General features: G+C 64.4%; 29 protein-coding genes and 1 tRNA gene. 20 read left to right on the forward strand and 10 right to left on the reverse strand.

Features of this window, described 5'->3' with window-relative positions; genetic code table 11:
- Nucleotides 1–114 precede the first annotated feature (114 nt).
- From ACSFBE_RS07480 to ACSFBE_RS07515, 8 genes are all read left to right on the forward strand, one after another.
- Nucleotides 115–489, forward strand: a complete 375-nt coding sequence (locus ACSFBE_RS07480) for a hypothetical protein (protein WP_435490011.1) — start codon at nucleotides 115–117, stop codon at nucleotides 487–489.
- Nucleotides 486–2072 carry a toprim domain-containing protein gene (locus ACSFBE_RS07485; RefSeq protein WP_435489752.1) on the forward strand — a complete coding sequence of 529 codons (1587 nt, stop codon included), beginning with the start codon at nucleotides 486–488 and terminating at the stop codon, nucleotides 2070–2072. The genes ACSFBE_RS07480 and ACSFBE_RS07485 overlap by 4 nt, the downstream gene beginning before the upstream one ends.
- A gap of 48 nt (nucleotides 2073–2120) precedes the next feature.
- A complete protein-coding gene (locus ACSFBE_RS07490; protein ID WP_435489753.1) occupies nucleotides 2121–2327 on the forward strand; it encodes a hypothetical protein in 207 nt (68 codons plus the stop codon).
- Nucleotides 2305–2616 carry a hypothetical protein gene (locus ACSFBE_RS07495; RefSeq protein ID WP_435489754.1) on the forward strand — a complete coding sequence of 104 codons (312 nt, stop codon included), beginning with the start codon at nucleotides 2305–2307 and terminating at the stop codon, nucleotides 2614–2616. The genes ACSFBE_RS07490 and ACSFBE_RS07495 overlap by 23 nt, the downstream gene beginning before the upstream one ends.
- A 20-nt stretch (nucleotides 2617–2636) precedes the next feature.
- Nucleotides 2637–2885 carry a hypothetical protein gene (locus tag ACSFBE_RS07500; RefSeq protein WP_435489755.1) on the forward strand — a complete coding sequence of 83 codons (249 nt, stop codon included), beginning with the start codon at nucleotides 2637–2639 and terminating at the stop codon, nucleotides 2883–2885.
- Nucleotides 2882–3577 carry a hypothetical protein gene (locus ACSFBE_RS07505; protein ID WP_435489756.1) on the forward strand — a complete coding sequence of 232 codons (696 nt, stop codon included), beginning with the start codon at nucleotides 2882–2884 and terminating at the stop codon, nucleotides 3575–3577. The genes ACSFBE_RS07500 and ACSFBE_RS07505 overlap by 4 nt, the downstream gene beginning before the upstream one ends.
- Nucleotides 3578–3684: 107 nt before the next feature.
- Complete coding sequence (locus ACSFBE_RS07510; protein WP_435489757.1) at nucleotides 3685–4806, forward strand: hypothetical protein; 1122 nt, start codon at nucleotides 3685–3687, stop codon at nucleotides 4804–4806.
- 476 nt (nucleotides 4807–5282) lie between these two features.
- Complete coding sequence (locus ACSFBE_RS07515) at nucleotides 5283–5639, forward strand: hypothetical protein (protein ID WP_435489758.1); 357 nt, start codon at nucleotides 5283–5285, stop codon at nucleotides 5637–5639.
- A gap of 118 nt (nucleotides 5640–5757) precedes the next feature.
- Here ACSFBE_RS07515 and ACSFBE_RS07520 read toward each other — a convergent pair whose 3' ends face one another.
- Genes ACSFBE_RS07520 through ACSFBE_RS07535 form a run of 4 tightly spaced genes read right to left on the reverse strand, consistent with a single transcriptional unit; the run spans nucleotide 5758 to nucleotide 7959 of the window.
- On the reverse strand, nucleotides 5758–6054 hold the full coding sequence (locus ACSFBE_RS07520) for a type II toxin-antitoxin system HicB family antitoxin (protein ID WP_435489759.1): 297 nt from the start codon (nucleotides 6052–6054) through the stop codon (nucleotides 5758–5760).
- Nucleotides 6055–6057: 3 nt separating this feature from the next.
- A complete protein-coding gene (locus ACSFBE_RS07525) occupies nucleotides 6058–6249 on the reverse strand; it encodes a type II toxin-antitoxin system HicA family toxin (RefSeq protein ID WP_435489999.1) in 192 nt (63 codons plus the stop codon).
- Nucleotides 6250–6252: 3 nt separating this feature from the next.
- On the reverse strand, nucleotides 6253–7254 hold the full coding sequence (locus tag ACSFBE_RS07530) for a putative phage abortive infection protein (protein ID WP_435489760.1): 1002 nt from the start codon (nucleotides 7252–7254) through the stop codon (nucleotides 6253–6255).
- Nucleotides 7255–7305: 51 nt separating this feature from the next.
- A complete protein-coding gene (locus ACSFBE_RS07535) occupies nucleotides 7306–7959 on the reverse strand; it encodes a DUF4145 domain-containing protein (RefSeq protein ID WP_435489761.1) in 654 nt (217 codons plus the stop codon).
- Between the two features lie 204 nt (nucleotides 7960–8163).
- Here ACSFBE_RS07535 and ACSFBE_RS07540 point away from each other — a divergent pair, with 204 nt between their 5' ends.
- Both ACSFBE_RS07540 and ACSFBE_RS07545 read left to right on the forward strand, forming a co-directional pair.
- Nucleotides 8164–8469, forward strand: coding sequence for an HNH endonuclease (locus ACSFBE_RS07540; protein WP_435489762.1), 306 nt, complete (start codon nucleotides 8164–8166; stop codon nucleotides 8467–8469).
- A 103-nt stretch (nucleotides 8470–8572) separates the two neighbouring features.
- Nucleotides 8573–8986 (forward strand): hypothetical protein, encoded by a 414-nt coding sequence (locus tag ACSFBE_RS07545; protein ID WP_435489763.1) that lies wholly within the window; start codon nucleotides 8573–8575, stop codon nucleotides 8984–8986.
- Between the two features lie 226 nt (nucleotides 8987–9212).
- Here ACSFBE_RS07545 and ACSFBE_RS07550 read toward each other — a convergent pair whose 3' ends face one another.
- Nucleotides 9213–9500 carry a hypothetical protein gene (locus tag ACSFBE_RS07550; RefSeq protein ID WP_435489764.1) on the reverse strand — a complete coding sequence of 96 codons (288 nt, stop codon included), beginning with the start codon at nucleotides 9498–9500 and terminating at the stop codon, nucleotides 9213–9215.
- A 107-nt stretch (nucleotides 9501–9607) separates the two neighbouring features.
- On the opposite strand from ACSFBE_RS07550, the gene greB reads away from it, so the two are divergent.
- Nucleotides 9608–10174 (forward strand): transcription elongation factor GreB, encoded by a 567-nt coding sequence (greB, locus tag ACSFBE_RS07555; RefSeq protein WP_435489765.1) that lies wholly within the window; start codon nucleotides 9608–9610, stop codon nucleotides 10172–10174.
- Here greB and ACSFBE_RS07560 read toward each other — a convergent pair whose 3' ends face one another.
- The 4 genes from ACSFBE_RS07560 to ACSFBE_RS07575 form a co-directional block, all read right to left on the reverse strand.
- Nucleotides 10175–12430 carry a RelA/SpoT family protein gene (locus ACSFBE_RS07560; RefSeq protein WP_435489766.1) on the reverse strand — a complete coding sequence of 752 codons (2256 nt, stop codon included), beginning with the start codon at nucleotides 12428–12430 and terminating at the stop codon, nucleotides 10175–10177.
- Between the two features lie 92 nt (nucleotides 12431–12522).
- Nucleotides 12523–12726 (reverse strand): DNA-directed RNA polymerase subunit omega, encoded by a 204-nt coding sequence (gene rpoZ / locus ACSFBE_RS07565; RefSeq protein ID WP_435489767.1) that lies wholly within the window; start codon nucleotides 12724–12726, stop codon nucleotides 12523–12525.
- A gap of 30 nt (nucleotides 12727–12756) precedes the next feature.
- Nucleotides 12757–13377, reverse strand: a complete 621-nt coding sequence (gene gmk, locus ACSFBE_RS07570; RefSeq protein WP_435489768.1) for a guanylate kinase — start codon at nucleotides 13375–13377, stop codon at nucleotides 12757–12759.
- Nucleotides 13378–13382: 5 nt separating this feature from the next.
- Nucleotides 13383–14297, reverse strand: coding sequence for a YicC/YloC family endoribonuclease (locus ACSFBE_RS07575; RefSeq protein WP_435489769.1), 915 nt, complete (start codon nucleotides 14295–14297; stop codon nucleotides 13383–13385).
- A 90-nt stretch (nucleotides 14298–14387) separates the two neighbouring features.
- On the opposite strand from ACSFBE_RS07575, the gene ACSFBE_RS07580 reads away from it, so the two are divergent.
- From ACSFBE_RS07580 to ACSFBE_RS07610, 7 genes are all read left to right on the forward strand, one after another.
- Nucleotides 14388–15395 carry a serine/threonine protein kinase gene (locus ACSFBE_RS07580; protein WP_286644335.1) on the forward strand — a complete coding sequence of 336 codons (1008 nt, stop codon included), beginning with the start codon at nucleotides 14388–14390 and terminating at the stop codon, nucleotides 15393–15395.
- On the forward strand, nucleotides 15392–16297 hold the full coding sequence (locus tag ACSFBE_RS07585; protein ID WP_435489770.1) for a PP2C family protein-serine/threonine phosphatase: 906 nt from the start codon (nucleotides 15392–15394) through the stop codon (nucleotides 16295–16297). The genes ACSFBE_RS07580 and ACSFBE_RS07585 overlap by 4 nt, the downstream gene beginning before the upstream one ends.
- Before the next feature lie 30 nt (nucleotides 16298–16327).
- The gene (rph, locus tag ACSFBE_RS07590; RefSeq protein ID WP_435489771.1) at nucleotides 16328–17056 is read left to right on the forward strand and encodes a ribonuclease PH; all 729 of its coding nucleotides are present in this window, start codon (nucleotides 16328–16330) and stop codon (nucleotides 17054–17056) included.
- Nucleotides 17057–17070: 14 nt separating this feature from the next.
- The gene (rdgB, locus tag ACSFBE_RS07595; RefSeq protein WP_435489772.1) at nucleotides 17071–17670 is read left to right on the forward strand and encodes an RdgB/HAM1 family non-canonical purine NTP pyrophosphatase; all 600 of its coding nucleotides are present in this window, start codon (nucleotides 17071–17073) and stop codon (nucleotides 17668–17670) included.
- Between the two features lie 8 nt (nucleotides 17671–17678).
- Nucleotides 17679–18914, forward strand: coding sequence for a radical SAM family heme chaperone HemW (gene hemW / locus ACSFBE_RS07600; RefSeq protein WP_435489773.1), 1236 nt, complete (start codon nucleotides 17679–17681; stop codon nucleotides 18912–18914).
- A 76-nt stretch (nucleotides 18915–18990) separates the two neighbouring features.
- Nucleotides 18991–19078: transfer RNA gene (locus ACSFBE_RS07605), tRNA-Ser, on the forward strand.
- Between the two features lie 606 nt (nucleotides 19079–19684).
- Nucleotides 19685–22099 carry a CHASE2 domain-containing protein gene (locus ACSFBE_RS07610; RefSeq protein WP_435489774.1) on the forward strand — a complete coding sequence of 805 codons (2415 nt, stop codon included), beginning with the start codon at nucleotides 19685–19687 and terminating at the stop codon, nucleotides 22097–22099.
- 75 nt (nucleotides 22100–22174) lie between these two features.
- On the opposite strand, the gene ACSFBE_RS07615 is transcribed toward ACSFBE_RS07610, so the two are convergent.
- A complete protein-coding gene (locus ACSFBE_RS07615; protein ID WP_435489775.1) occupies nucleotides 22175–23899 on the reverse strand; it encodes an EAL domain-containing protein in 1725 nt (574 codons plus the stop codon).
- Between the two features lie 335 nt (nucleotides 23900–24234).
- On the opposite strand from ACSFBE_RS07615, the gene ACSFBE_RS07620 reads away from it, so the two are divergent.
- Together ACSFBE_RS07620 and ACSFBE_RS07625 are read left to right on the forward strand one after the other, a co-directional pair.
- On the forward strand, nucleotides 24235–24471 hold the full coding sequence (locus tag ACSFBE_RS07620) for a hypothetical protein (protein ID WP_435489776.1): 237 nt from the start codon (nucleotides 24235–24237) through the stop codon (nucleotides 24469–24471).
- Between the two features lie 117 nt (nucleotides 24472–24588).
- Nucleotides 24589–24906 carry a hypothetical protein gene (locus tag ACSFBE_RS07625; RefSeq protein WP_435489777.1) on the forward strand — a complete coding sequence of 106 codons (318 nt, stop codon included), beginning with the start codon at nucleotides 24589–24591 and terminating at the stop codon, nucleotides 24904–24906.
- The last annotated feature ends 13 nt before the right edge of the window (nucleotides 24907–24919 follow it).

A 24919-nucleotide genomic window follows, 5' to 3' on the forward strand; every position in this document is an offset into this window, starting at 1 on the left:
CGTCCCGCTCTGACACCACCCCGTCCCGCAGCGGGACCCGAGACATCAATAACCACCAATAAGACATCAGATAAGACAAAGACAGCGCGCGCAAAGAATTCAACCTTCGATCCGATGACCGTGGAACTACCGGAGTGGTTGACGGCCGAGACATGGGCGATGTGGGTCAAGTACCGCCGCGAAAGCAACAAGTCGATCACCGAGGAAGCCGCTCGACTGCAGATCGGGAAGTTGGCGAAGTTTCGAGCCGACGGCCACGACGTGCGGCTGGTCATCGAGGCGGTGATCGAAAACAGTTGGCAGGGCCTGTACCTGCCGAAGGACGGCAGCACCAAGCTGCGCGGCTCGGCGGTGAACACTGGCGACAAGACCTGGCTCGTCGAGGCCGGCTTCACGCACATCGCCGAGGCGCAGAACGCTCGCTGCCACATCGGCAACTACCGAGAGTTCCGTGATGGCAAGCGCATCCCGTCGGAGGTCACCGCTTGAACGCCGCCGAACTCAGCATGCAGCTCGCGGGTCGGGCGCAGGACGTGGCGGAGCACCTGCTGCCGCACGGCAAGCGCAAGGGTGCGGAGCTGAAGGCGGGCAACACCAGCGGCGAGCCCGGTGACAGCCTGTCGGTTCGCCTGACCGGTGCGAAGGCTGGCGTCTGGAAGGATTTTGCGAGCGGGGAGGGCGGCGATCTGATCGACCTCTGGATGGCCTGCCGCGGGCAGTCGATGAGCGAAGCGCTGAAGGACATCAAGGCGTACCTTGGCGTGCGCGACGACTCGCCGAGGCCCCCGGAGCGCGTCTACACGCGGTCGGAGAAGCCACGGTGTCACAAGCCGAAGGGCAGGGTGGCCGAGTGGTTGCAGGGCCGCGGCCTTACCCCGGCGACGCTGGAAGCGTTCCGCATTGCCGAGCAGGTGCGCGGCGAGAAGGTGTATGCGGTGTTCCCGTACCTCGACGAGGCCGGCGAACTCGTCAACGTGAAGTACCGCAATGCCGACGAAAAGAAGGACATGCGGCAGGAGGCCGGGGCCGCACCGTGCCTGTTCGGCTGGCACCTGATCGACCCGAAGGCGCGGAGGGTGACCCTCACGGAGGGCGAGATCGACGCCATGACGCTGCACCAGATGCGCATCCCTGCGCTTTCGGTCAACCAGGGCGCCGGAAACCACCAGTGGATCGAGACCGACTGGGAGCGCCTCGAGCGCTTCAGCGACATCCTCGTGTGCTTCGACAACGACGAGCCGGGCGAGAAGGGCGCCCGCGAAGTCATCAAGCGTCTGGGCATCGAACGTTGCCGCAGGGTTCGAATCCCTGCCAAGGATTCGAACCAATGGCTGCAGGATGGGGCGGAGGCTGTCGACTTCCAGCAGGCCATGGACGATGCCCGCCCGCTCGATCCCGAGGAACTGCGGAGCGCCGACGACTACACCGCTGCTGTGGAAGAGCTCTTCTATCCGCTTCCGGGTTCACCGGTGGACCCTGCGCTGCAGCTCGACAAGCAGGTGGACTGGTTCTACTTCCGACGCGGTGAGTACACCTGCTGGAGCTGGACGGGCATCAACGGGCACGGCAAGAGCTTGATGCTCGACCAGATCCTGCTGGGCCTCATGAAGCACGGCGAGCGCGTCGCGATCTTCTCCGGGGAGATGCCCCCGGCCAGGCACCTCAAGCGCATGCACAAGCAGGCCACCGGTCTCGACAGGCCGACTCGGGAATACATCCGTGCGGTTGGCGAGTGGCTGCGGGATCGCTGCTGGATCTTCGACCTGGTGGGCACGGCAAAGCTGGATCGGCTGCTGGAGGTGTTCGCTTACGCCGCTCGCCGCTATGGCGTCCGGCACTTCGTCATCGACAGCTTGATGATGATCGACGTGCCCGCGGACGGCCCGGGAGCTATCAGCAAGCAGAACGAGGCGGTTCAGAAGATCGTCGCGTTCAAGAAGACGCACGACGCACACGTCCACCTCGTGGCTCACCCGCGCAAGGGCAAGGACGAGTCCGAGGTGCCCGGGAAGATGGACGTGGCCGGTGCCGGCGGCATCGTCAACGGCGCCGACAACGTGTTCTCCATCTGACGTGCCCAGAAGGACGAGGCACCAGTCAACACCAGCGACCCGGACGCAGTGGCCGCCTGGCAGGCCCAGCAGGAAGACATCGACGCCAAGCTGGTGCTGAAGAAATGTCGCTACGGCGAGCACCAGGAATACACCTGGCGCCTCTGGTTCGACCGCGGCTCGATGCAGTACCGGTCGCAGCCCAAGCGCTACCCCTTTCACTACGTCGACTTCACCACTCAGGAGGCCCCACATGCAGACAGATCTCAAGGCTGACCGGCCGCTCATCGGCGCTCTGCCCACCTTCCGGCCTTCGAAGGTCTGGGTGCTGCTCTGGAACAAGAGCCAGAACGCGCTGCACATCGAGACCCTCGACAACACGCTGCGCTCCGACATCGACGCATTCCTGGAGAACCGCCGCATGGATTACGTGCCCTTGATCGTGGGGGACGAAGACGTGATCGACGCCATGGCCGACAGCGTCAGGGAGACGGTGCTTGTGCGTGCGTCCGAGCAGTTTCTGGGCAGGCTCGACCGCAAGCTCGTAGCAATTAACGGCCGCTAATACCGGGAGAAACTATGAGCATGCGAGAGTTCGAACAGTACTTGAAGGCCTCGGATCACTTCGCGGATGTGATCAACACGCACCGTGCTGCCACGGCGGAGATCATCGCGAGCTTTGCGGCCATGCTGCAGGACAGCGGCATCGTGTCGGAGGCGGCCATCAAGGTGCTGCTGGCACGCCTGGACGAGCCCACCGGCCGGCGGTCCATCGACGGGAGTCGCCGCGTGCTCGTCGCGCGCGTGGGTGACGCGCTGAAAGCTCGCCGATGAGCGCCGAGCACACCTCGGTCGACGAGCGCCTGGCTCGAGCAGCAAACACGTCTGATCTCTCGGTCAGGCCTGACCGTCGCGGCGATGGTTACACGCTGATCGCCGCCGGCAAGACCCCGCGCGTGGTTGGTCGGCATCTGATCGCGCTGCATGGCGAATGGGACGGCTGTGCAAAGCCGCGGCGCATCCTGGACCACGACATCGCCGCAATTGCCAAGGCCATGCCGCTCGAGCGTCCGAGGCTGGTGCTGGCCCACGCCTATCTGGACGGCTGGCCCAAGATGGAGCCGAAGCTGCGGGAGGGGAATGCCAGGGCAATCGCACGACGTTGGCATGAAGCCGAATGCCTCAATGCTTACTCCCGGCTCAAGAGCCTGCATCGCGTGCGCGACGGCTTGGTCGACGTGCTGAACGGGCGCGTCAAGGATCCAGTGCCCAAGGTGATGGCGCTGCTTGCCTGGTGGCTGGATCACATCTGCCCGACATGCAATGGCACGAGACGGGAACTGATGCCGGGGCAAAAGCGGTTGTCGGATCGTGCGTGCAGGTCTTGCGGAGGCACTGGCGAACGCGTGCTGCCCTATGGCGCGGACGGCCGGGTGATCGAGCGCGCGATCGACGACTGCATAGGAAAAGCGCGGCAGCAGATCGATCAGTTTCGGCGGAGCCTCGAGCGGCACCTGAAAGGCTAGATCCACGCCGCAATCTCTACGGCGGCGACGATCCATGGTCACTTCTGATGATTAACGGCGGGTCATCCCTCTCTACATTCAACGAACACAACAAGTCGAGGTGGAGCATGAAGAGATGGGTAGTGTGGGTGAGCTGCGTCGCCGCGGCGTTTCTGTCTGGCTGCGCAAACTTCAACAGCATCCATCGCATGCTAGACACCTCGACCGGTAAAGGTGCGTTGGTCGATGCAAAACAGCGGGCGATTCTGGTTGGCAACCGTGTTGAGGCGAGTTCGTCCGGCGTTGCAATGCAGCGGGTTATTTGCCCCGAACCAAGTCCAGATGCGCTAGCCGCTTACGCCGCGGAGATTGCTGCGACCTCCGAAAAAGTCGGGGCTCAACTTGCGGCCTCATTCCAGGAAAGCGCTGCTTCCATCGGCGTTCGCACGAGTTCAATCCAACTCCTTCGCGATCAGATCTCGTACAACTGCATCGACTACATGAATGGGGCAAGCTCGAAGGAGCAACACGATCTTCGTGCACGCCGAGCGCAAAAGCACACTGTCGCACTGATGGCGATTGAACAGCTCACTGGCGCAGTTCGTGCGCCGAGCGTCACTATTAGTACGATCGGCAGCGCTGAGACATCGCGATCGTTGACCGAAATGTCCAGCCAAGTTGCCGGAATCGACGCCTCCCTTGCAGAACTCGCTGCGAAGAAGGCGGCCACCACTGATGCGGCAGCTAGCAAGGCGATCGATGACGAAGTTGCGCGTCTCACTTCAGTGAAGGGCGCCACCCTCAAGGCGATCGAGAGCGCTCGCGGATTGCTTGCGTCGGGTAGCGCAACTTCGGTCATCAGCGCTGTTGGAATGCCCACTGCCTCCACCGCACCACAAGAGAAAGTTGTAGAGGCGGTCAGACTCATCGTTCAAGACATCATCAATGCCGATGACACGCCGCAGCTCTGCCTTTCGCGCCTTGCTGCGGGATCTGATCGGTCGGACGGGTTTGGGCGGATCTGCGTCCGATACTTCGAACAAGTTGCGGAGATGACAGATCTCAAGCTTCGAGAGGTAAGGGCGCGCATCGAGCAGAGTGCTGGGCTGAAAGCCTCGGACTCGAAGAGAAGTGCAAACGAGCTGAATACAGCCAGACAAGATCTGGACCTTCTCTTCCAGCAATCTAAGTCGGTTAGCCGAGCTGCCCCGAATTTCCCCTTGCCTCCGCTGCCAGCTCCGCCTGATTGACAGCACCTTCGCTTGAACTCTTAGATAGGGCCTGCTACCATCAGCACGCGACGCCGAGCGTCAACGTCAACCATCGAGGCTGTCAAGGCCTAATAGAACGCCCCGGGGTTCACGTCCCGACCGGCTGCCCTCAAGGGAGAGCCGACGCTAAATCCAAGCCGCCTTGCGACCACCGTCCGGCGGCTTTTTCGTTTCAAGAGTGCGCCTTCGTCTGACATCAGCGCGATCTGCGAACACTAGGCTTGTGGAATGAACGAAAGAGCCAAACAGCGTATTTCCAACCGCGCCACCCGGTGGATGCTGGTCTTCCTTCTTGTATAGGCGTCAGCGCTGCGGGCGTCCTCGCGTACTTCAAGTTTTTTCCGGAGACGGTCGTTGAGGCTCCGTCGGCGCCCAAACCCCCGATGCACAACGCTCGGAAGTAGCGCACCCAGAGCGCAGCCGCGACAGCACATCGACCCGCGACACAATGGCGCATGCTGCGCACACTTCTCCGGGTCGCCGTGCCCTTCTTAGCCAGTCTCATCGGTACATATTTTCTGGGGCAATTCCTATACCCTGCCGCGGTGCTCACGGGTTGGTTTGCAGCGATCCCGTACTGGGTGTTCGGCGCAGCGATAGGTTTCTTCTGCGGTGTGCTATTTCCGCAAGGTCACCGATGGGCCTTGAAGTCGGGAGGCTTTATCGCTTCTGTGTGGCTCGCGCTGCCGCTGATCGCAAACAGCTTGGGATTCGCCTTCTTTGTTCTTTTTCCGTTTTTCGTGGTCTATGCCGCGGTCCAAAGCGCAGCGCACCGATACGGCATGAGGTACGAAATGCGACTCATGCGTTGATGAAGGGCGCCAGTCGCGCTCTCCTTCCGCGTCCGCTTTAGTCGAGCCACGGGCAGCTGTTCCTTATAGGTCGAGCACCAACCCACGTCATCCCACCCGCTCAGCCCGTCAGCACTCGTTATGGTGATTGGGCAGGCTGATGTTGGCGCGGATCGCCTTTGCTGATCTTTGATAGATCGATGTCGACCAGCATCCAGTAGCCGCCCTGATAGCGTTCGTCATTGGTCCACTTCTCCGGTGCGCTGGGCTTCGGGATGGGCAGCTCCTCGCCGTTGAAGTGAACCTCAACCGCTTCTTGCGCTGCCTTAGGCAGATCGGCCAATTCGTCGGCCGCAGAGAAGCAACCCGGAAAGTCCGGGAAGCTCACCCCATAGGAGCTGTCGGCGTCCCTGTGGATATATGCGGGATAGAACATCTCTTACCTCCATGTCCAACCGGCTTGCCGGTAAGTGTTGCGCAAGGTGCCGATGGCTGTGTCCTTGCGCGGGTGTGGAATGACAACGTGACCTGGCTTCGTCGGGTGCTTGAAGTCGCGTTGTCGCCCTTGCCGCCCTGGGGCTGATTCCCGGGGCGCGCAGGCCCTCAGGCGATTTGGTGACCGAAGGGAGATCGGTTAGTTGGGCTCCTGCTCCAAGCCGAGGTTTGCGCGCGCGAGCTCTGGTTCGAACGCTGCGCGTTGTAGCGGCCACGGTTTAGGAGCTGGCAAACGGCCGGTGAAAGAGAGTGGAGGCCGCTCGGTGAGTTCGCTGGCGATCATGACGATCAGCGCATCGTCCGTGTCCACAGCGTGCAGCAATGAGTACTTGTTAGCGAGCGCTCCAAACCATGAAGGCGCTGATCCAAGGGCGTAATAGAGCATGTACACCTGTTCGATCCACGACAGCTGCGCGCTTACCAGGCTCACGTAGTGCCACTTCTCGGTGGTTGTCAGGGGTGATGTATCAATCCATCGGAAGAGGCGCGAGAGCGTCCTAAAAATCGGGTCGAGCCCAACGCGATTCGTGCTTGAGATCTGCGTGAACTCAGACTGCGCTTCTAGAAAGATCTGCTCCAATAGCGTCCGGTGGGATAGCTTTTCAGGCTCCAGCATCAGCTGCGTGAAACCCTCGGATGGGGTTGCCACGCGGAGGTCGGCAAGGCCCATCAACGCCTCAGGCGAATGCAGCCAGGCACTCTCGCCGGAGAAGCGCGATTCATACCAATGGACGAGCGCTTCTCTGCCTGTTCGCCCGCGTCCATCCTTGACGTTGTTTAGCAGCAGTTGGTAGTTTGCCAACCAGGCGAAAAGTGACTGCTCGAAGCTCATCCTGGAGGTGCTGGCGTTGGCTGCCTTCATCTCTTGGACGGATGCCTTGAGTTCCTTGCGTTGGATGGAGACTGACATCAAGACCAAGAAGGCGGTCACGAGGCCAACGATCGGATTGATAACCCCGCCGACGAAGTCGCCGAACTGTCCCCATACCTCTTGACTGTCGGACCAGCCGAGCTTCGCAAACCGAGCGACGTAGGCAAGAACTGCACCGCACGCCAGAAATAGTGCGAAGACGAACGTCTTGCTCAGGTAGTCGGCGAACTGCTCGTCGGTGAAGGTTTTCTCATCTTCCTTGGTTGGCATGGCACCTCCTGTCAGGAGTGCACAGCATAGCGACTGCCAAGCGATAGCAGGTCAGGAGCTGAGCCCTTCAGAACCATCTCTTCTTGCCCGCGCCGCTTGAATTTGATTGGGCAGGGTGTACAGATATATCAAAAGGAACTGAGCCAGATGGTGCATCTGCTCTGTCATTTCTTCCGTGGCATCTGCATCGCCGTGAAGGGCCTCGTTGCCATCGAGTCGGAGTTCATGGGCCCATGTCTGCATGTCCGCGGTAATGCGATGCTCCGCAGCCAGTTTGTCGATGCGTTTCTCGAGCTTCCATGCCTCTACGTCAGGCGCAAACTCCTTGAGGGACAGCTCCATCGCGCGTCTATACATGCCGCACGCGGCATTCCAAGAACGGCGATGCCGCGCCTCCGCAGCTTCTATGAAAGTCCGTGCCACCTTGTCCGGTACGGCGTCTGGAGCCGAAACAGTCACTGGCTTTGGCCAGACGGCACGTGTCTGCAGATCGCGATGGTGTAGTAGATCGCCCTCAAGCTTCGCGGCGTCCCAACCCTGCAGGTTCGGGTTCTTTAACTGCGCTACGACGGGCTTGTGACATGCATTGCACGAAGCAAGAACCATCCGCTCGTTAGGCGACGGGCTGTATTGATACTGGCCCCGGTAGGTGAAGCCCATGTTGTTCGCCAGACAATGCGGGCAGTTCAAGACTAAGGTAGGCATGAAAGATCTCCTCCATCTCATTGTCAGCGAGGACGCCACTGTGCGTGCGATCGAGTGCTCCGATGACGCCGACCGTCTCTCGAAGATATTCCGGCTCTACACCAACAGCTCGGAGCCAGATCGATTCGTCTTGTGCCTCATCTCTCGGCTGCTGTTGATGAGCGACGCGTTGCGCATGACGGGGGACTCAGGGCCCAGAGGCTAATGCAGGGCTTCGACAACACCGATGGCCGCATGCGTGGCCGCAAGCTGCAGGAACGACGCTTCCGCCTGTGGAAAAAGGCCAAGGGCTGCTGCGCTCTTTGCAGTTCCCTGACGGCATATCCCGAAGGCTTCCAGCTAGATCACAAGGTGCCACTCTTCAAGGGTGGCGAGGACGCGGACGACAACTGCCAGGTGTTATGCGTCACCGTGAAGGGCAAGGTCGGATGCCATGACCGCAAGACGGCCGACGACATGAGGCAGAGGCTGCACGTCGCAATTGGCGAGGACGGTTGGCCGGTCGGGTAGGGGGGGTGAGCGCCCAATTTGGGGCGGACCTTCTGGAAACCGGGCGTCAAGTCTCTTTTTCACGCGTGCAGTTCAGTAATTTGGTTCTTCCAAGAGGTGCCCCATGGCCAACCCAAAGAAGCCGCGAGCGCTGAAGGTTGTCTCCGGCACCGTTCAGCCGAGTCGCGACACGAAACCTGCTGTCGACCTTCCCGTGGTGGGCGAAGTGCCTGGTGCGCCCGACTGGCTGCCCAACGCACATGCGGTCAAGGAGTGGGAGCGGTTTGCCCCTATTCTGGTGGCGAACAAACTGCTGACGGAGGCGGGTACAAGTGCACTGGGCATGCTGTGTGCCCTGCATGGGAAGCTGGTCCAGTTGTGGGCCGCGGGGGAGGCGCCGGTCGCGTCGATGGTCGCGCAGTACCGGAACCTGATCAACGATTTCGGCCTGACGCCCGTGGCGCAGGGCAAGGTCAAGCCGGTGGGAGGAGAGCCGGCCGGGAACAAGTTCGCGAGCCGTGGCAAGCGAGCCGCGTGATTTCGTTGCCGTAGCGAAGGACTACGCGAAGAGGGCAGCGAACCCCAAGAACAAAAAGCACTTCGGGATCTGGATGCGCTTCGCGGCGCAGCGGTTCCTCGACGACCTCAAGCGGGCGGTGGTTAGGACGTTCACGCGTCCTAACCCTTTTTCTTTGGGGCTGTGGCGTTGACTTGTCGCTCGGATCACCGTGCCCGTGCGCTGAACCTTGGACCTGAGATGGCGTTCAGCGTAGCGCCAAAGAGATCAGCGACAGGACCAGCGCAAACATCAAGCCGATCGTCAGCAGCGCATCGCGCCAGATGGAGGATGGGCGCGACGTCGTAGCCGGCCGTGGACTGGGTCGCAAGCGCCGCGTCGGCTTTTCCGGCTTCTCGGTCCACCAGCCGAGGTTGGTGTCCCATTCGTGATCCTGATCGGCGCCGGTTTTCATGTCGCCAATTTTAATCAGGATGAATACCAAAGTTAACAATTGCGCGACGGTTTGGCCGATGCTTTCTGCGTGATATGTCACGCAAGCTGCTCTCTGCCGGAGCCGCAGGACGTCCGCTCTAGAATGATTTTTCCGGGCCCCGCGCTCATTTCCGCGCTGATCGGCCCCCGGCAGACAACGCATCCTGTATGAGCAAGGCCTTCACCAAAGAAACAGATACCGAAGACGACGACGCCTCGGACGGTGCGACGCCGCCTTTGCCTGCTGGCACCAAGAACTACATGACGCCAGGCGGCTATGCGCGGCTTCGGGACGAGTTGCTGGCGCTGATGGACGTGGAACGGCCGAAGGTGGTCGAGGCGGTCCATTGGGCCGCGAAGAACGGCGATCGGTCCGAGAACGGCGACTACCTCTATGGCAAGAAGCGCTTGCGCGAAATCGACCGGCGCATCCGTTTCCTCACCAAGCGGCTCGAGGTGGCAGAGGTCACCGACCCGTCGGTGCACCACGGCCGCGACCAGATCTTCTTTGGTGCCACCGTGCGCTACGCCGATGCCGCAGGCGCCGAACGCGCGGTGACGATTCTGGGCATCGACGAGGCCGAAAGCGCCAAGGGACAGGTGAGCTGGATCTCGCCGATCGCACGCGCGCTGCTCAAGGCACGCGAAGGCGATGTCGTGAAGCTCGCCACCCCCGGTGGACTGCAGGAACTGGAAATCCTGTCGGTCGCGTACCCGGCGCCTGCCGCGGCCTGATCAGGCCGCCGGCACGGTACGGGTCGCCAACAGGACCGATGGACTGCGTTTGACGGCGCGCAGCACGGCGTCCAGGTGTGCACGGTCGCGCACCGCGATCACGAAGCGCAGGTCCGTCGAGTCCTGCGGCGTTTCCTCGGTCATCTCGACATGCGTGATGTCCGCTTCGGCATCGGACAGGGTCGATGCCACCTTGGCCAACACACCCTTGTCGTTGCGGACCGTGACGACGATGCCGGTTTCGAAGGTGCGCACCGGGTCGTCGGCCCACTCGACGGCGAAGAAGCGCTCGCTGTCCTTGTAGCGCAAACGCTGGCCGACGCCGCAGGCCTCGGTATGAACGACCAGGCCTTCGCCGTGGCCGAGGTAGCCAACGATCGGATCGCCCGGGATCGGCCGGCAGCACAGGGCGAAACGCACCGAGGAGTTCTCGCTGCCATCGAGCGTGACCGCGCCTTGCGACACGGTTTCATGGGCGGTGAAGCGCTCGCGGCTGAGCATCAGCGCGTCGGGCTTCTCGCCGCGCTCGGCCAGCAGCGCCATCAGCCGTTTCGCGACGATGCTCGCAATGCGCTTGCCGAGGCCGATGTCCGTCAGCAGTTCGGCGCGGCTGCGGTTGCCGGTGAAGCGCAGCAGTTTTTCCCACACCGCCTGGTATTCAGCGTCGTCGGCCGGCAGCTTGCCCAGCCCTTCGGCGCGCAGTGCCTGCGCCAGCAGCTTTTCGCCCAGGCCTTCGGATTCGACATGCGCCAGGGTCTTGAGGTAGTGCCGGATCTTGGACCGGGCGCGTCCGGTCCGCACGAAGCCCAGCCAGGCCGGGTTCGGTGTGGAGACCGGCGCGGTAATCACTTCCACGACGTCGCCGTTCTTGAGTTCGGTGCGCAGCGGCACCTGGTCGCCATTGATGCGTGCGGCGGAGGTGTGGTCGCCGATGTTGCTGTGGATGGCGTAGGCGAAGTCGACCACCGTGGCGCCGCGGGGCAGTGCCATGATCTGGCTCTTCGGCGTGAACACGTAGACCGCATCGGGGAACAGGTCGACCTTGACGTGGTCCCAGAATTCAGCGGCGTCGCGGGTCTCGTCCTGGATGTCGAGCAGCGACTGCAGCCACTTGGCGCCCAGCCGTTCGCCGTTCGCCGCGCTCTGGTCGGCGGCCTTGTAGAGCCAGTGCGCCGCCACGCCGGATTCCGCCACCACGTTCATGGCCTCGGTGCGCAGCTGAAATTCGACGTTCACGCCGGCCGGGCCCACCAGGGTGGTGTGCAGCGACTGGTAGCCGTTGAGCTTGGCGATCGCGATGTGGTCCTTGAACTTGCCGGGCAACGGCTTGTACATCTGGTGCAGGATGCCCAGGCCGGTGTAGCAGGCGATCACGTTCGGCACGATGAGGCGGAAGCCGTAGATGTCGGTCACCTGCGCAAAGCTCAGATGCTTCTCGTCCATCTTGCGATAGATGGAGTAGAGCGTCTTCTCGCGTCCGGCAAGGCGCACGATCATGCCGGCTTCCCCGAAGGCGCTCTCCACCTCCTTTTGCACCTTCTGGATCAGGTCGCGGCGTCGGCCGCGCGCCTTCGACACCGCCTTCGACAAGATGGCGTAGCGCCAGGGCCGCAGGTGCCGGAAAGACAGCTCCTGCAGTTCGCGGTAGGTCTGGTTGAGCCCGAGCCGGTAGGCGATCGGTGCATAGATTTCCAGCGTCTCGCCAGCGATGCGTGCCCACTTCTCGCGTGGCGCATCGGCCAGCGTGCGCATGTTGTGGGTGCGGTCGGCCAGCTTGACGAGGATGACCCGCACGTCGCGCGCCATCGCCAGCAGCATCTTGCGGAAGGATTCGGCCTGGTTTTCTTCCCGGGTGTTGAATTGCAGCTTGTCCAGCTTGGTGAGGCCGTCCACCAGTTCCGCCACGGGCGCACCGAAGCGTTCGATCAATTCGGATTTGGTGACGCCGCAGTCCTCGATCGCGTCGTGCAGCAGCGCGGCCATCAGGGCCTGCGCATCGAGCTTCCACTCCGCGCACTGGGCGGCGACGGCGATCGGGTGGGTGATGTAGGGCTCGCCGCTGTTGCGCAGCTGGCCGAGGTGGGCCTCATCGGCGAAGCGATAGGCGCGCCGGACCAGTTCGGTGTCCTCGGCGCTGAGGTAGTCGAGCCGCGCCGTCAGCGCGGCAAAGCTCGCCGCTGCCGCGTTCAAGGCCGCCGGGCTGGGCCTTGGCGCGCCTCGAGGTGCATTGGACTTGGGCTTGACGACCGCGCTCATGAATGCCACTTTAGCGCGAGGCCCGCGACACCGCGTTCAGGCATAAAAAAAGCACCGCGCGGCGGTGCTTCTTTGTTGCAGCGCAACGTCAATCAGCCCGGGACTTTCTTGAGCATTTCGATGCCGATCTTGCCCTCGGCGATCTCGCGCAGTGCAGTCACGGCCGGCTTGTTCTTGCTTTCGATCTTGGGTGCATGGCCCTGGCTCAGCATGCGTGCGCGATAGGTCGCGGCGAGCACGAGCTGGAAGCGGTTGGGGATCTGCTGCAGGCAGTCTTCGACGGTGATGCGGGCCATGAGGATCTTTCGTTTCGGACGGTGGGCGATTCAGGGGATATTCAGAGCGGCAAAGGTGTCGGCACGGGCACGGCGCTGGGCGGAATACCGCAGCCGCTGCGCGTGGACGATGGCTTTCAAGTCGAAAAGCGCGCGCTCAAATAACTCGTTGATTATAACGAAGTCGAATTCGTTGGCGCGCGCCATCTCGTCGGCAGCGTTGCGCAGGCGCAGTTCGATGACTTCGGCGCTGTCCTCGCCGCGCCGCTCGAGGCGCGAGCGCAGTTCTTCCCAGCTCGGCGGCAGGATGAAGATCAGCACGGCGTTCGAGAAGGTCTTGCGGATCTGCACGGCGCCCTGGAAGTCGATTTCGAGGATGACGTCGACGCCTTGTGCCATGCGCTCTTCGACGGCCTTCTTCGAGGTGCCGTATCGCTGGCCGTGCACATGGGCCCACTCGATGAAGGCATCACTTTCGACCATGGCATCGAACTCGCTGGCCGACGCGAAGAAGTATTCGCGGCCGTGCTTTTCCTGGCCGCGCGGCGCACGGGTGGTGTGCGAGACCGAGGGCTGGACGGCCGAGTCGAGCTCCATCAGCGCCTTCACGAGGCTCGACTTGCCCGCGCCGCTCGGCGCTGCGACCACAAAGAGATTGCCGGGGTAGTCCATAGTACTTATTCGATGTTCTGGACCTGCTCGCGCATCTGCTCGATCAGGACCTTCATGTCGACGCCGATGCGCGTCATGTCGAGCGCGGCCGATTTCGAGCCGAGCGTGTTGGCTTCCCGATGCAGTTCCTGGATCAGGAAGTCCAGGCGTTTGCCGATCTCGCCGCCCTTCTTCAGCAGGCGCTCGATTTCGTCCAGGTGCGAGCCGAGGCGGGTGAGCTCCTCGGCCACGTCGATGCGGATGGCGAAGGCCGTGGCCTCGTTCAGGGCCCGGTCCTGGGCCGCTTCGGGCAGTGTGCCGCCGGTCAGCCCCATGGCATCCTGCCAGCGCTCGAGAAAGCGGGTGCGCTGCTGCTCGACCAGTTGCGGCACCAGCGGGACGGCCTGTGCGACCAGCTTGCGCAACTGACCAAGATGGTCTTTCAGCATCGCGGCCAGGCGGGCGCCTTCGCGTTCGCGTGCTTCGACGAGGCTGTCGAGCGCCTTCTTCGTCACGTCGGCCAAGGCGCTGCCCCAGTCGCCGGCCGAGGTCGAATCGCCGGCCGCGATGCGCAGCACGTCGGCAACGCTCAGTTCGCGCGCGCTCGGCAGCCAGGCGCGGATGCCGTCCTGCACGCCGTTGAGCCGTTGCAACAGGCGGGTGGATGGCTCGGCGACACCGGCCTGCGCCGTGCTTTCGACCGCGGCACGCAGTTCGACCTTGCCGCGCTTGAGCCGGCCGGTGAGCATTTCACGCAACACCGGCTCGTATTGCCGAAGGTCTTCCGGTAGCTTGAAAGTCAGGTCGAGGAATCGGCTGTTGACCGAGCGAATTTCGACCCCGAGCCGGCCCGTCGCCAGAGGGCGCGGGTCGGTTTCTGGCGGGGTGCCGGCAGGGCCGTTCTGGCCGCTGGCATAGCCGGTCATGCTGTAAACTGACATTGCGCCTCACTGTGGATTTGTTGCTCGCACGGAGGCGACGGCACAGCGTTCGCTTGCCGCCCCATTGCCTTCGGGCGAAACTCCCGGATTATGTCAAAGGTCAAACCTTCGCCCCTGCTGCCGGACACCGTCATCGGAGGCTATCGCGTCGTGCGCCGTCTGTCGGCGGGTGGTTTCGGCGTGGTGTACCTGGCGGTCGACCACAGCGGCCAGCAGGTCGCGATCAAGGAATACCTGCCTTCGTCGCTGGCCACGCGGGGCACCGGTGAACTCGCGCCGCAGGTGCCGCCCGAGAAGCTGTCTCTCTACCGATTGGGGCTCAAAAGCTTCTTCGAGGAAGGGCGTTCCCTGGCCCAGATCTCGCACGCCTCGGTGGTCAGCGTGCTCAACTTCTTTCGCGAGAACGAAACCGTCTACATGGTGATGAACTACCTGGAGGGGGCCACCCTGCAGGACTTCATCGTCACTGCCCGCGACCTGAAGAAGCAGAAGGTCTTCCGCGAATCGACCATCCGCTCGCTGTTCGACGAAATCCTGCGCGGCCTGCGCATCGTCCACCAGCACAAGATGCTGCACCTGGACATCAAGCCGGCCAACATCTTCGTGACCGACGACGACCGCGCCGTGATGATCGACTTCGGCGCCGCCCGCGAGGTGCTGTCGAAGGAAGGCAACTTCATCCGCCCGATGTACACCCCCGGCTTCGCGGCGCCCGAGATGTACCGCCGCGACTCGTCGATGGGCCCGTGGACCGACATCTACGCCATCGGCGCCTGCATCTACGCCTGCATGCAGGGCTACCCGCCCAACGACGCGCCGCAGCGCATCGAGAAAGACCGGCTGGGCCTGTCGCTCTCGCGCCTGCGCGGCATCTACTCGGACAACATGATCGAGGTGGTCGAGTGGTGCATGTCGCTCGACCCGCTGTCGCGCCCGCAGTCGGTGTTCGCGCTGCAGAAGGAGCTCAGCCGCGAAGGCGAGCGCCGCTACACCAAGCTCACGGTCGGGGAGAAGGTGCGCCTGTCGATCGACAACATCCGTTCCTTCGACAAGAAGGGGCTGCCCAAGGCGGCGGCGCCCACGACCCGACCGGCATGAAGTTCTCCGTTTTCCAGGTCAGCCGAAAGGGCGGTCGCCTCAAGAACGAAGACCGCATGGGCTACTGCTACACCCGCGAGTCCGGCCTGTTCGTGCTGGCCGACGGGATGGGCGGGCACCCCGAAGGCGAGGTGGCGGCGCAGATGGCGCTGCAGACCATCGCCGCGCTGTACCAGCGCGAAGCCCGCCCGGTGCTGAAGGACGTGAAGGCCTTTCTCACCTCGTCCGTGATGTCTGCGCATCAGCAGATCATGCGCTACGCCGGCACCAAGGCCATGCTCGACACGCCACGCACCACCGTCGTCGCGGCCGTGCTGCAGGGCCCGACGGCGCATTGGGTGCATTGCGGCGATTCGCGCTTGTACGTCGTGCGGGACGGCGCGTTGTTGACCCGTACCCGCGACCATTCGCACGCCGAGCGCCCGCGCCCCGGCGGCGGGCCGGAGCCCGTCAACCGCAACCTGCTGCTGACCTGCCTGGGCTCGCCCACACCGCCCCTGATCGATGTCGCCGCGCCGTTGCAGCTGCAACGCGGCGACCGCATCATGCTGTGCTCCGACGGTGTGTGGGGCGTGCTGGACGACGCGCTCATCGTGCACACGCTCTCGTCCGGCAAACCGGTCTCCGACGCCGCACCCGACCTGGCCGAAATGGCGCTGCGCAAGGGCGGCCCGCACAGCGACAACGTGACCCTCATCGCGCTCGAGTGGGAAACGCCCGATGCCCCCGGCATCGAGCGGGGCATCTCGACCGACAGCATCAGCGATGGCGTGTTCGCCTCCACCATCCAGGCCGGCATGCCGTCCGAGACCGAGCACGACGACCTGGACGAGGACGCCATCGAGCGATCCATTGCCGAAATCAACGAGGCCATCCGCCGCTCTGCGGCGCGCAAGGCCTGACCCGCTTCTCTCTTTCCTCTCTTTCCGCCCATGACCGATTTCATCCGTAGCGGCGCCCGCGCCGCCGACCAGTTGCGCCCCGTGCGCATCACCCGTGGCTTCACCATCCACGCCGAAGGCTCCGTGCTCATCGAGTTCGGCCAGACCCGCGTGCTGTGCACCGCCTCGGTCGAAGAGAAGGTGCCGCCGCACAAGAAGGGCAGCGGCGAAGGCTGGGTGACGGCCGAATACGGCATGCTGCCGCGCGCCACCCACACCCGCAGCAGCCGCGAGGCGGCCAAGGGCAAACAGACCGGCCGCACGCAGGAAATCCAGCGCCTCATCGGCCGCTCGATGCGCGCCGTCTTCGATCTGAAGGCCCTGGGCGAACGCACCATCCACCTCGACTGTGACGTGCTCCAGGCCGACGGTGGCACGCGCACCGCGGCCATCACCGGCGCTTTCGTGGCGGCGCAGGACGCGGTCGGCAAGCTGCTGGCCAGCGGCGCCATCACGGCGTCGCCGATCCGCGGCCAGGTCGCGGCGATCTCGGTGGGCATCGTGCAAGGTACGCCGCTGCTCGACCTCGAATACATCGAAGACTCGGCCTGCGACACCGACATGAACGTCGTGATGACCGGCGCCGGCCACTTCGTCGAAGTGCAGGGCACGGCCGAGGGCGCGGCCTTCTCGCGCGAAGAGATGAACCTGCTGCTCGGTCTGGCCGAGAAGGGCATCGGCGAACTGGTGCTGCTTCAGCAGCAGGCGCTGGCCGCCTGAGCGACGGGCAGGGCATGCGACTCGTTCTGGCATCGAACAACGCCGGCAAGCTGGCCGAGCTGCAGAACCTATTCGCGCCGCTCGGCGTTGAGTTGGTGCGGCAGTCCGAACTGGGCGTCGGCGAGGCGGGAGAACCCTTCCGCACCTTCGTCGAGAACGCCCTGGCGAAGGCGCGTCATGCCGCCGCAGCCACCGGCCTGCCGGCCATTGCCGACGACGCGGGCCTGTGCGTCAACGCCTTCGGCGGGCTGCCGGGCGTCGACACGGCCCACTACGCCACCCAGTTCGGCTACCCCAAGGGGGACGCCAACAACGTGCGCGCGCTGCTCGAGCAGATGGCGAACATCGACGACCGCCGCGCCGCGCTCGTCAGCACCCTTGTGGCCGTGCGCAGCGCAGACGACCCCGAACCGCTGATCGCCGTCGGCCGCGCGCCGGGCGAGATCACGCGCGAACCGATCGGCGACAACGGCTTCGGCTTCGACCCCGTGATGTTCCTGCCCCCCCTCGGCAAGACCTTCGCGCAGCTTTCGCCCGACGTGAAGAATTCGCACAGCCACCGCGGCCAGGCCGCGCGAGCCATGCTGGCGCTGATGCGCGCCCACTGGATGTGAAAGCGTCGATGCCCATCGCCGCGGCCGTCGAGCCCGGCGCGCCGCACGCCAACGACGTGCTGCACCTGATGCGCGCCGGCCCGCTGCAGCTGGCCGCGCTGCCGCCGCTGTCGCTCTACGTGCACCTGCCCTGGTGCCTGCGCAAGTGCCCGTACTGCGACTTCAACTCGCACGAGTGGCGCGCCGGTGGCGAGCCGCTGCCCGAGCAGCGCTACCTCGATGCCCTGGTGGCCGACCTCGACGCCGCACTGCCGCTGATCTGGGGCCGCACCGTCCACACCATCTTCATCGGTGGCGGCACGCCCAGCCTGTTCTCACCCGAAGCCATCGACCGCCTGATCGGTGACCTGCGTGCACGCCTCAAGCTGACGCCGGACTGCGAGATCTCGCTCGAGGCCAATCCCGGCACCTTCGAGCGCGACCGTTTCCGCGCCTACCGCGGCGCGGGCGTCACGCGCCTGTCGGTCGGCGTGCAGAGCTTCAACGACGCGCACCTGCAGGCGCTCGGCCGCGTGCACGACCGCGCCCAGGCTATTGCGGCGGTGGAAGAAGCGGCCAGCGCCTTCGATACCTTCAACCTCGACCTGATGTACGCGCTGCCCGGCCAGACGCCGGCGCAGCTCGAGGCCGACCTGGCACAGGCCCTGGCGCTCGCGCCGCCGCACCTGTCGGTCTACCACCTCACCATCGAGCCCAACACCTACTTCGCCAAGTTTCCGCCCGTTGTGCCCGAAGACGACGATGCTTACGCCATGCTCGACCGCATCACCGAGGCGACGACCGCGCTGGGCATGACGCGCTACGAGGTGTCGGCGTATGCGCGCGAGGGGCACCGCTGCGCGCACAACCTCAACTACTGGCAGTTCGGCGACTACCTGGGCATTGGCGCGGGTGCGCACACCAAGCTGAGCTTCGCGCACCGGGTGGTGCGGCAGGTGCGCTACCGCGAGCCACAACGCTACATGGCCCAGGCGCTCGCCGGCGCCGCCGTGGCGCAGAGCGACGAAGTCGCCATCGCCGAACTCCCCTTCGAATTCATGCTCAACGCGCTTCGGCTGCGCGAAGGCTTCACCCTCGCGCAATTCACCGAACGCACTGGTTTGTCGATCACCGCGATCCAGCGTGGGCTGGAAGAGGCCGAAAAGAAGGGGCTGCTGCTGCGCGACCTGTGGCATGCCTGGCCAACCGAACGCGGGCTCGACTTCCTGAGCGATCTGCAGACGCTCTTTCTGCCGGACGCGTAGATTCTTCAGGCGCCGCCCCATCCCCGGGCGAATGCCCGCATAAAATCACAGCGCTGCGTCGCAAAGACGCAGCCTTGGAGAGTTGGGTGAGTGGTTTAAACCAGCAGTCTTGAAAACTGCCGACGTGAAAGCGTCCGTGAGTTCGAATCTCACACTCTCCGCCAGAAAGACGGCTTGATCTTGAATCGCGCCCGCATCAAGGCCGTCTCGGCCGCAACCTCATCCCATCCGCTGCAATACCGCTTTCAATGATTTCGCCAAGCGCGGATCACCCACCGCTCCGACGTTGAAGCGCGACCACTTCGAGCCGTCGCTTCGGTGATGCGTTCACGCAGGCGCGCGACGTGGCGCTGGCAATTCCCCTCGCTGAGGATGGCGGCTTCCGTAGCGAAAGAGCGAGCCCCGTCCGCTCCGCACGACCTTGTGGTGGTACTTGTCCAAACGCGCGCCGGCCAGCCATTCGACCGGCGGAAAACCATCGCCCCCTCGAGCCTTCGGGCCGACGGTGCCGGTCTGGGCCTGGCCTCGTGAAGACGGTCGCGTCCCGGCGGCGGCAAGAGCCCTTTTCGACAGCACACCGGGTTCAGGCGCGTCCTGCCGCGGGCCGCCTCGCCCCGGCATGAAGTTTGCTGGCCTGACGTACAAAATTGGGATTTCTATGTTGCATACAAGATTGATGCACTGATTTGTACACGTCGCACCTCTTGAAGGTGCATCCCTGAGATGACGAGCTTCACGGCCTGCGTCTTTTGCGACGGCCCCGAACTCATATGTACGCGACTCCTCCAGCTTTCAGCAACCGCTCGTCCCCCCAGCTCTCGACCCTGAACACGTACGGCCATGACTGGTGCGCACGCTGGATCCGCTGGGCTGCACTCGCAAGCTTTGCCCTCGCGCTCGTCATCGGCCTGGATGTCTCGGGGCTGGTACTGCGGCCCAATCTCATGCTGCAAGACGCGCTGGTCAGGTCGCAAGGCCGCGACGTGCGCCAGAGCGACGTGATCGTGGTTGCCATCGACGAGCCCAGCCTTGCCGCGCTGGGCAACTGGCCGTGGCGCAAGACGACGCATGCCGCTCTGATCGATCGCCTCATGCAAGACGCGCCGCGCGTGATCGGGCTGGACATCCTGTTCGCGGAACCCGACGAGCGATTCCCCGACGACGGCAGGGTGCTCGCGGGCGCGCTCGAGCGAAGCGGCCGCGTCGTCTTGCCAACGACGATGGCGCTCCAAGGCTACGGCCACAGTCCGTTGACCCTCGGTCCGGTCTGCAGGCTCGCAGGAAGCGCGAAGCGCCTGGGCCTGGATCGCCTGCCCGTGGACCAAGACGGCGTTTTGCGCAACGTCTACCTGCGCGAGGGATTGCGCGACTTCGAACTGGATCACTTCAGCCTTGCCATGCTGCAGGTCGGGGCACCGGACCGCTTTTCCGCGGATGTGCCGGGCAGCCTTGACAAGGAGGTGCCGCCTCACACGCCGCCTTCGGGCCGGTGGCTCGACTGGCGACGCTCGCACAAGATGGTCGTGCCATTTGCCGGGCCGCCCGGGCACTTTCGCCGGATCTCGTACATCGATGTGATCACGGGCGCGGTGCCGCACGACACGTTCCGTGGCAAGTACGTGCTGGTGGGACCCACCGCCGCGGAACTGGGCAGTCTGTATGCAACACCGGCTGCCGACCGCGAGCAACCCATGGCGGGTGTCGAGGTCAACGCCAACGTGCTCGACAGCCTGCTGGGCGAGCACGAGGTGGCAATCGCGCCGCCCTGGCTGAACACAGGCCTGAACGTGTCGGTGGTAGTGCTGGCGCTGGTCGGCATGGCCTTCATCGAGCCGTTGTCCGCGTTGCTGCTGACCGTTGCACTGGCACTGGCGCTGCTGGTGATCTCCACGGTCGGCAGAACGCTGCTGCATCTTCAGTTCGGTCCGATGGCAGGGCTGCTGGGTTTGAGTGCCTCGTATGCGCTGTGGAGTTGGAGCCGCCTGAATACCGCCGCGCGCTACCTGATCGAGGCTTCCATGCATTTGCGCGAGAGCGCGAACATCGCGCCGGCGCCCTGGAAGGAAACACGCCCGTCCGGCGACTTTCTCGACCGGCGCATCAAGACGCTGTCCCGCGCCACGCGACAACTGCGCGATTTGAACCGCCTCGTGAGCGACACCCTCGACAGCCTGCCCGACGCAACACTGGTGTGCGATCGGCAAGGAAGCGTGGGCCTGGCCAACGCGGCCGCGGCGCGCTATTTCCATGCCGCATCGAGCGAGGCGATGAGCAACATGTCGGTGATCGAACTCTTGCAGCGCGTGCACTCGACCGAAAACCAGCGGCCGGTGGTCACACCCGAATCGCTGTCGCAGAGCCCTTGCGCGGGGACGGTGTCCGCCCGAGACCACGAGGGCCGCGACCTGCTGGTCAAGCATGCGCCTTCGCTCCGTGCCGACGGGTGGCACGCCGGCTGGATCCTGAGCCTTGTCGACGTGACCGAGATAAGCCAGGCCCAGCGGCAGCACGATGAAGCCATCCACTTCATGAGCCACGACATTCGCGCGCCGCAATCGGCCATCCTGACGCTGCTGGAGCTCGACCGGCACGACCCCGCAACCATGTCGCCGGCGCAGTTCAGGGAGCGGATCGGGCGGCACGCCCAGAAGGCGCTGGCATTGTCGGAGGGCTTTATCCAGCTGGCTCGGGCGCGTTCGCAGCCCTATCGCCTGGGGCGCTGCGATCTTGCGAGCATCCTGGTCGAATGCATCGACGACACCTGGGAGGCACGCCAACGCCGTCGAATCCAGGTGATCCTGGCATCGGCAAGCCTGCCAGAAGCGCACGGCCGAGTCGACAGGGATCTGGTCTCGCGAGCGATCGACAACCTCCTGGGCAATGCGCTCACCCATGCACCCATGCACTCGGCGATCATTTGCGCGGTCGAGCCGCATGAAGATGGCTGGGCGATCCGTGTGCAGGACCAGGGGCCTGGTATCAGCCCGGACAAGCAGGCGGCGATCTTCGAGCCCTTCGAGCGTGGTGCAAGCCCACCTGGCTGCACCCCAGGTGCGGGGCTCGGCCTGGCGTTCGTCAAGGCCGTTGCGGTGCGCCACGGCGGCCGAATTTCGCTTCAGAGCGCGCCGGGATGCGGCTGCACTTTCCGGCTTGTTCTGCCGAAGATGCTTGAGACCGCTGCGTGACTTTCTCCTGCTGTTCGGCGCGGGCCAGAAAGGAGAGAGCGAGCCGACCTTCAATCGATGGTGTAGCGACGATGCTTATGCAGCCGGGCCGCCGACCTCGCGCACCGTCAGTCCGGTGGCCCCCAGCTTGGCCTCATGCTTGGCGAGTGCGGCCGCGTTCGCCACGTCCTGCGCGTCTTCGAAGTCGCCCGGTGCGACCAGCAAGGCGCCGATCGACAGTGTGGTGAAGCCGAAGAATCGAAGCACGCCATGGCGGTCTTCGCCTTCGATGCCGCCGGCCTCCAGTTCGCTGTCGTCGTAGAGGCGCATCGCGGCACTTTCGAATTGGTCGATCATGCGCAGGCAGCGCTGCTTCCAGTCGTCGCTCTGGAAGAGAACCAGGAAATCGTCGCCGCCGATGTGGCCGACGAAGTCGCGCTTCGGGTCGGCGTTGCGCACCGCGATGCGGGCGAGCAGGCGGATCATCTCGTCGCCGCGCCAGTAGCCGTAGTGGTCGTTGAAGGCCTTGAAGTTGTTCAGGTCGCCGTAGCAGGCAACGAAGGCGATGTTCTCGATCAGCAGGTGCTCGATGTGGATGCTGATCGGAATGTTGCCGGGCAGAAAGGTCAGCGGGTTCGCATGCCGCGCGGCTTCCACGCGCAACTCGGTCACCGCGCGAACCAGCTGGTCGGCACGCCCCAGCCCGGCATAGCGGCCGTCCTCGGTCACGATGAAGCCTTCGGTCAGGTAGCGCTGGTCCGAGGCCATGAGCGTGGCGACCAGTTCCTGGACCTCGGCGTCGAGTTCCACGATGTGCGGTGACGGGTTGGCCAGCGCCCGGCAAGACGCGCGGCCCGCGGTGTCGCGAAAGGTCGGATGGGCATAGGCATTCATGAAGGCCAGCCGGCCGATCAGCGCGACCGGCTGCTCGCCCTCGACCACCGGCAGCGCCTGCAGGTCCATGCGCGACTCGAAGAGGGCGAAAACCTCGTCGTTGGCGGTGTGCCACTGCACCGTGGGCGCGTGCACCACCGGCAGGTTGCGCAGCACCGTCTTCAACGATTCCTGTGCCGCGGGGGAGCCGATGTCGGGCGCGGGCCCGTGCAACGCATCTTGCACCGCGGCGTCCAGGGCCGCCTTGGTGGGTCGCGACGTGGGCACGCCCAGCAGCGGCCCTTGTGCGTAAGACACACCGATGTCGCGCAGGGCGGCCAGGTCGTCGAGAGCCGCCACTTCGGTCGCGATCAGCGTGCTGCCCATCGCGTGCCCGAGCGCCACCACCGCGCGAGCGATCTCCAGGCGGCGCATGGACCGGGCCACGCCGCGCGTCAAGGCACTGTCGATCAGCAGGTAGTCGGGGCCGAGCTCCGACCACAGCCCGAGGTGGGAATGTGCGTCGCCGAGCTGCCCGACGGCCCATCGGATGCCTTGCCGCCGCAGGGCTTGAACGATTGTCCCGAGGTCGGCACCTGCGTCCGGGCGGGCGGCAGCGCTCACATCGAGGACCAGCGTGCTGTGAAGGGCGTCCAGTTCGGCGAGCAGCCGCTGGGCCCACCGCGCGGCCGGGCAGGCCGCCGCATCGTGCAGCGCCCGCGCACCGAGTGCCACGATCAGCAGCGGGGCGGTGGTCTCTGCATCGAAGGCCGGCCACCCTGCGGCGGGGCCGCCCGATGCGGCACCCGCGCGCAGGCGCTCGCCCCACCGATCCGGCAGGCGCAAATGGTGGCCCACCACCGCGACCCGATGCAGGTCGCCGATGGGTTGGAAGCGGAGCGCGAGGCGATCCGTGTCGGCCTGATGGGGCAGAGTTTCAATGGACATGGTGTGCCGGATTTCTGAAGCCAGCCCCTGCATATCGGCTGCGCGCGCCAGTTCTGAAGCGCGGAGCCTGCCCCCCGGCGGACGCGGGCATTCGCGCAGGGGTGTTCAAGCACATCACCGATGCGTGCGTTCACGGTGATTGACCGAGCGCGACGGCCATCGCCGCCGAGATGATTTGCAAAACACAACAAATGTCACACGAGTTTCAACGCGATGGCGTCCTCTCCGATTGTTGAATGTGATCTTTTCCCATAGGGTGTTTGCATGTTGAATGTCCCTTTCTTTTCCTTCGCTGTCCGACCGCGACGGTCTGCTGGCGCCCGGAGTTGTGCGCGATGAGCGTCGTTCAGACCCTGGATGAGCTGCGCCAAGCCCTGGCGCGCTGCGCTGCGTTGCTCACGGAACATCGCACCGATCTGATCGAGTCGCTCGGCGACCGGTTGTGCGGCAGCGGCGATGGGCCCAGCGCAGAGGAGGTGGATCGGCTGCACACGCTCGAGCAGATGCACGACACCCTGCGCGTGGCCTACGGCGAACGCCTCCTAACTATGGCGGTGGGCGAGCAGGTGTAGCGCCACGTGTGCGCGGCTGGGCGCCGCGGCGAGGCCTCGAATGTCATCAGATGTGAAATATTCACATAGAATCTGACAGCGAGACATTGCCGTATAAGCCACAGCCAGAAAGGCACGATGCACACCGATCAACTCACCATGGGGGCCGCCTTCAGCGAGTGGGCCCATCTGACGCACGAGTACGCGGCCGCCCTGGACGCCCTGCGCCGTCTGGAGCCCGGTGCTTCGCTGAGGCTGGTTCAGATTGGTCGCCGGATGGAGAGCTGTCGCCGAGCGGTACTCACCGGCCCCGAAGCCGTCGACGTCGAGACCGTGGCTCTGCCAGCGCAGCCCCGGCGCCTCACAGAAAAGCCTGCAACGTCCTGGTTCGCCAGCGCCTTCTCGCCCTTGCTGGCAAGCCGCTCCAAGGCCGCGCGGCACCACGCGTCGGCCTGACGCGTCGCGAGCC

Origin of the sequence: Variovorax sucrosi, assembly GCF_051216635.1 — a bacterium.
In the GTDB taxonomy this organism is placed as follows: domain Bacteria; phylum Pseudomonadota; class Gammaproteobacteria; order Burkholderiales; family Burkholderiaceae_C; genus Variovorax.

Excerpts from the sequence above, each read along its gene's own strand:
- ACSFBE_RS07480 (WP_435490011.1), top strand. The coding sequence starts at position 115 with ATGACCGTGGAACTACCGGAGTGGTTGACGGCCGAGACATGGGCGATG.
- ACSFBE_RS07495 (WP_435489754.1), top strand. The coding sequence starts at position 2,305 with ATGCAGACAGATCTCAAGGCTGACCGGCCGCTCATCGGCGCTCTGCCC.
- ACSFBE_RS07500 (WP_435489755.1), top strand. The coding sequence starts at position 2,637 with ATGCGAGAGTTCGAACAGTACTTGAAGGCCTCGGATCACTTCGCGGAT.
- ACSFBE_RS07505 (WP_435489756.1), top strand. The coding sequence starts at position 2,882 with ATGAGCGCCGAGCACACCTCGGTCGACGAGCGCCTGGCTCGAGCAGCA.
- ACSFBE_RS07510 (WP_435489757.1), top strand. The coding sequence starts at position 3,685 with ATGAAGAGATGGGTAGTGTGGGTGAGCTGCGTCGCCGCGGCGTTTCTG.
- ACSFBE_RS07515 (WP_435489758.1), top strand. The coding sequence starts at position 5,283 with ATGCTGCGCACACTTCTCCGGGTCGCCGTGCCCTTCTTAGCCAGTCTC.
- ACSFBE_RS07520 (WP_435489759.1), bottom strand. The coding sequence starts at position 6,054 with ATGTTCTATCCCGCATATATCCACAGGGACGCCGACAGCTCCTATGGG.
- ACSFBE_RS07530 (WP_435489760.1), bottom strand. The coding sequence starts at position 7,254 with ATGCCAACCAAGGAAGATGAGAAAACCTTCACCGACGAGCAGTTCGCC.
- ACSFBE_RS07535 (WP_435489761.1), bottom strand. The coding sequence starts at position 7,959 with ATGCCTACCTTAGTCTTGAACTGCCCGCATTGTCTGGCGAACAACATG.
- ACSFBE_RS07540 (WP_435489762.1), top strand. The coding sequence starts at position 8,164 with ATGCAGGGCTTCGACAACACCGATGGCCGCATGCGTGGCCGCAAGCTG.
- ACSFBE_RS07545 (WP_435489763.1), top strand. The coding sequence starts at position 8,573 with ATGGCCAACCCAAAGAAGCCGCGAGCGCTGAAGGTTGTCTCCGGCACC.
- greB (WP_435489765.1), top strand. The coding sequence starts at position 9,608 with ATGAGCAAGGCCTTCACCAAAGAAACAGATACCGAAGACGACGACGCC.
- ACSFBE_RS07560 (WP_435489766.1), bottom strand. The coding sequence starts at position 12,430 with ATGAGCGCGGTCGTCAAGCCCAAGTCCAATGCACCTCGAGGCGCGCCA.
- rpoZ (WP_435489767.1), bottom strand. The coding sequence starts at position 12,726 with ATGGCCCGCATCACCGTCGAAGACTGCCTGCAGCAGATCCCCAACCGC.
- gmk (WP_435489768.1), bottom strand. The coding sequence starts at position 13,377 with ATGGACTACCCCGGCAATCTCTTTGTGGTCGCAGCGCCGAGCGGCGCG.
- ACSFBE_RS07575 (WP_435489769.1), bottom strand. The coding sequence starts at position 14,297 with ATGTCAGTTTACAGCATGACCGGCTATGCCAGCGGCCAGAACGGCCCT.
- ACSFBE_RS07580 (WP_286644335.1), top strand. The coding sequence starts at position 14,388 with ATGTCAAAGGTCAAACCTTCGCCCCTGCTGCCGGACACCGTCATCGGA.
- ACSFBE_RS07585 (WP_435489770.1), top strand. The coding sequence starts at position 15,392 with ATGAAGTTCTCCGTTTTCCAGGTCAGCCGAAAGGGCGGTCGCCTCAAG.
- rph (WP_435489771.1), top strand. The coding sequence starts at position 16,328 with ATGACCGATTTCATCCGTAGCGGCGCCCGCGCCGCCGACCAGTTGCGC.
- rdgB (WP_435489772.1), top strand. The coding sequence starts at position 17,071 with ATGCGACTCGTTCTGGCATCGAACAACGCCGGCAAGCTGGCCGAGCTG.
- hemW (WP_435489773.1), top strand. The coding sequence starts at position 17,679 with ATGCCCATCGCCGCGGCCGTCGAGCCCGGCGCGCCGCACGCCAACGAC.
- ACSFBE_RS07610 (WP_435489774.1), top strand. The coding sequence starts at position 19,685 with ATGTACGCGACTCCTCCAGCTTTCAGCAACCGCTCGTCCCCCCAGCTC.
- ACSFBE_RS07615 (WP_435489775.1), bottom strand. The coding sequence starts at position 23,899 with ATGTCCATTGAAACTCTGCCCCATCAGGCCGACACGGATCGCCTCGCG.
- ACSFBE_RS07620 (WP_435489776.1), top strand. The coding sequence starts at position 24,235 with ATGAGCGTCGTTCAGACCCTGGATGAGCTGCGCCAAGCCCTGGCGCGC.
- ACSFBE_RS07625 (WP_435489777.1), top strand. The coding sequence starts at position 24,589 with ATGCACACCGATCAACTCACCATGGGGGCCGCCTTCAGCGAGTGGGCC.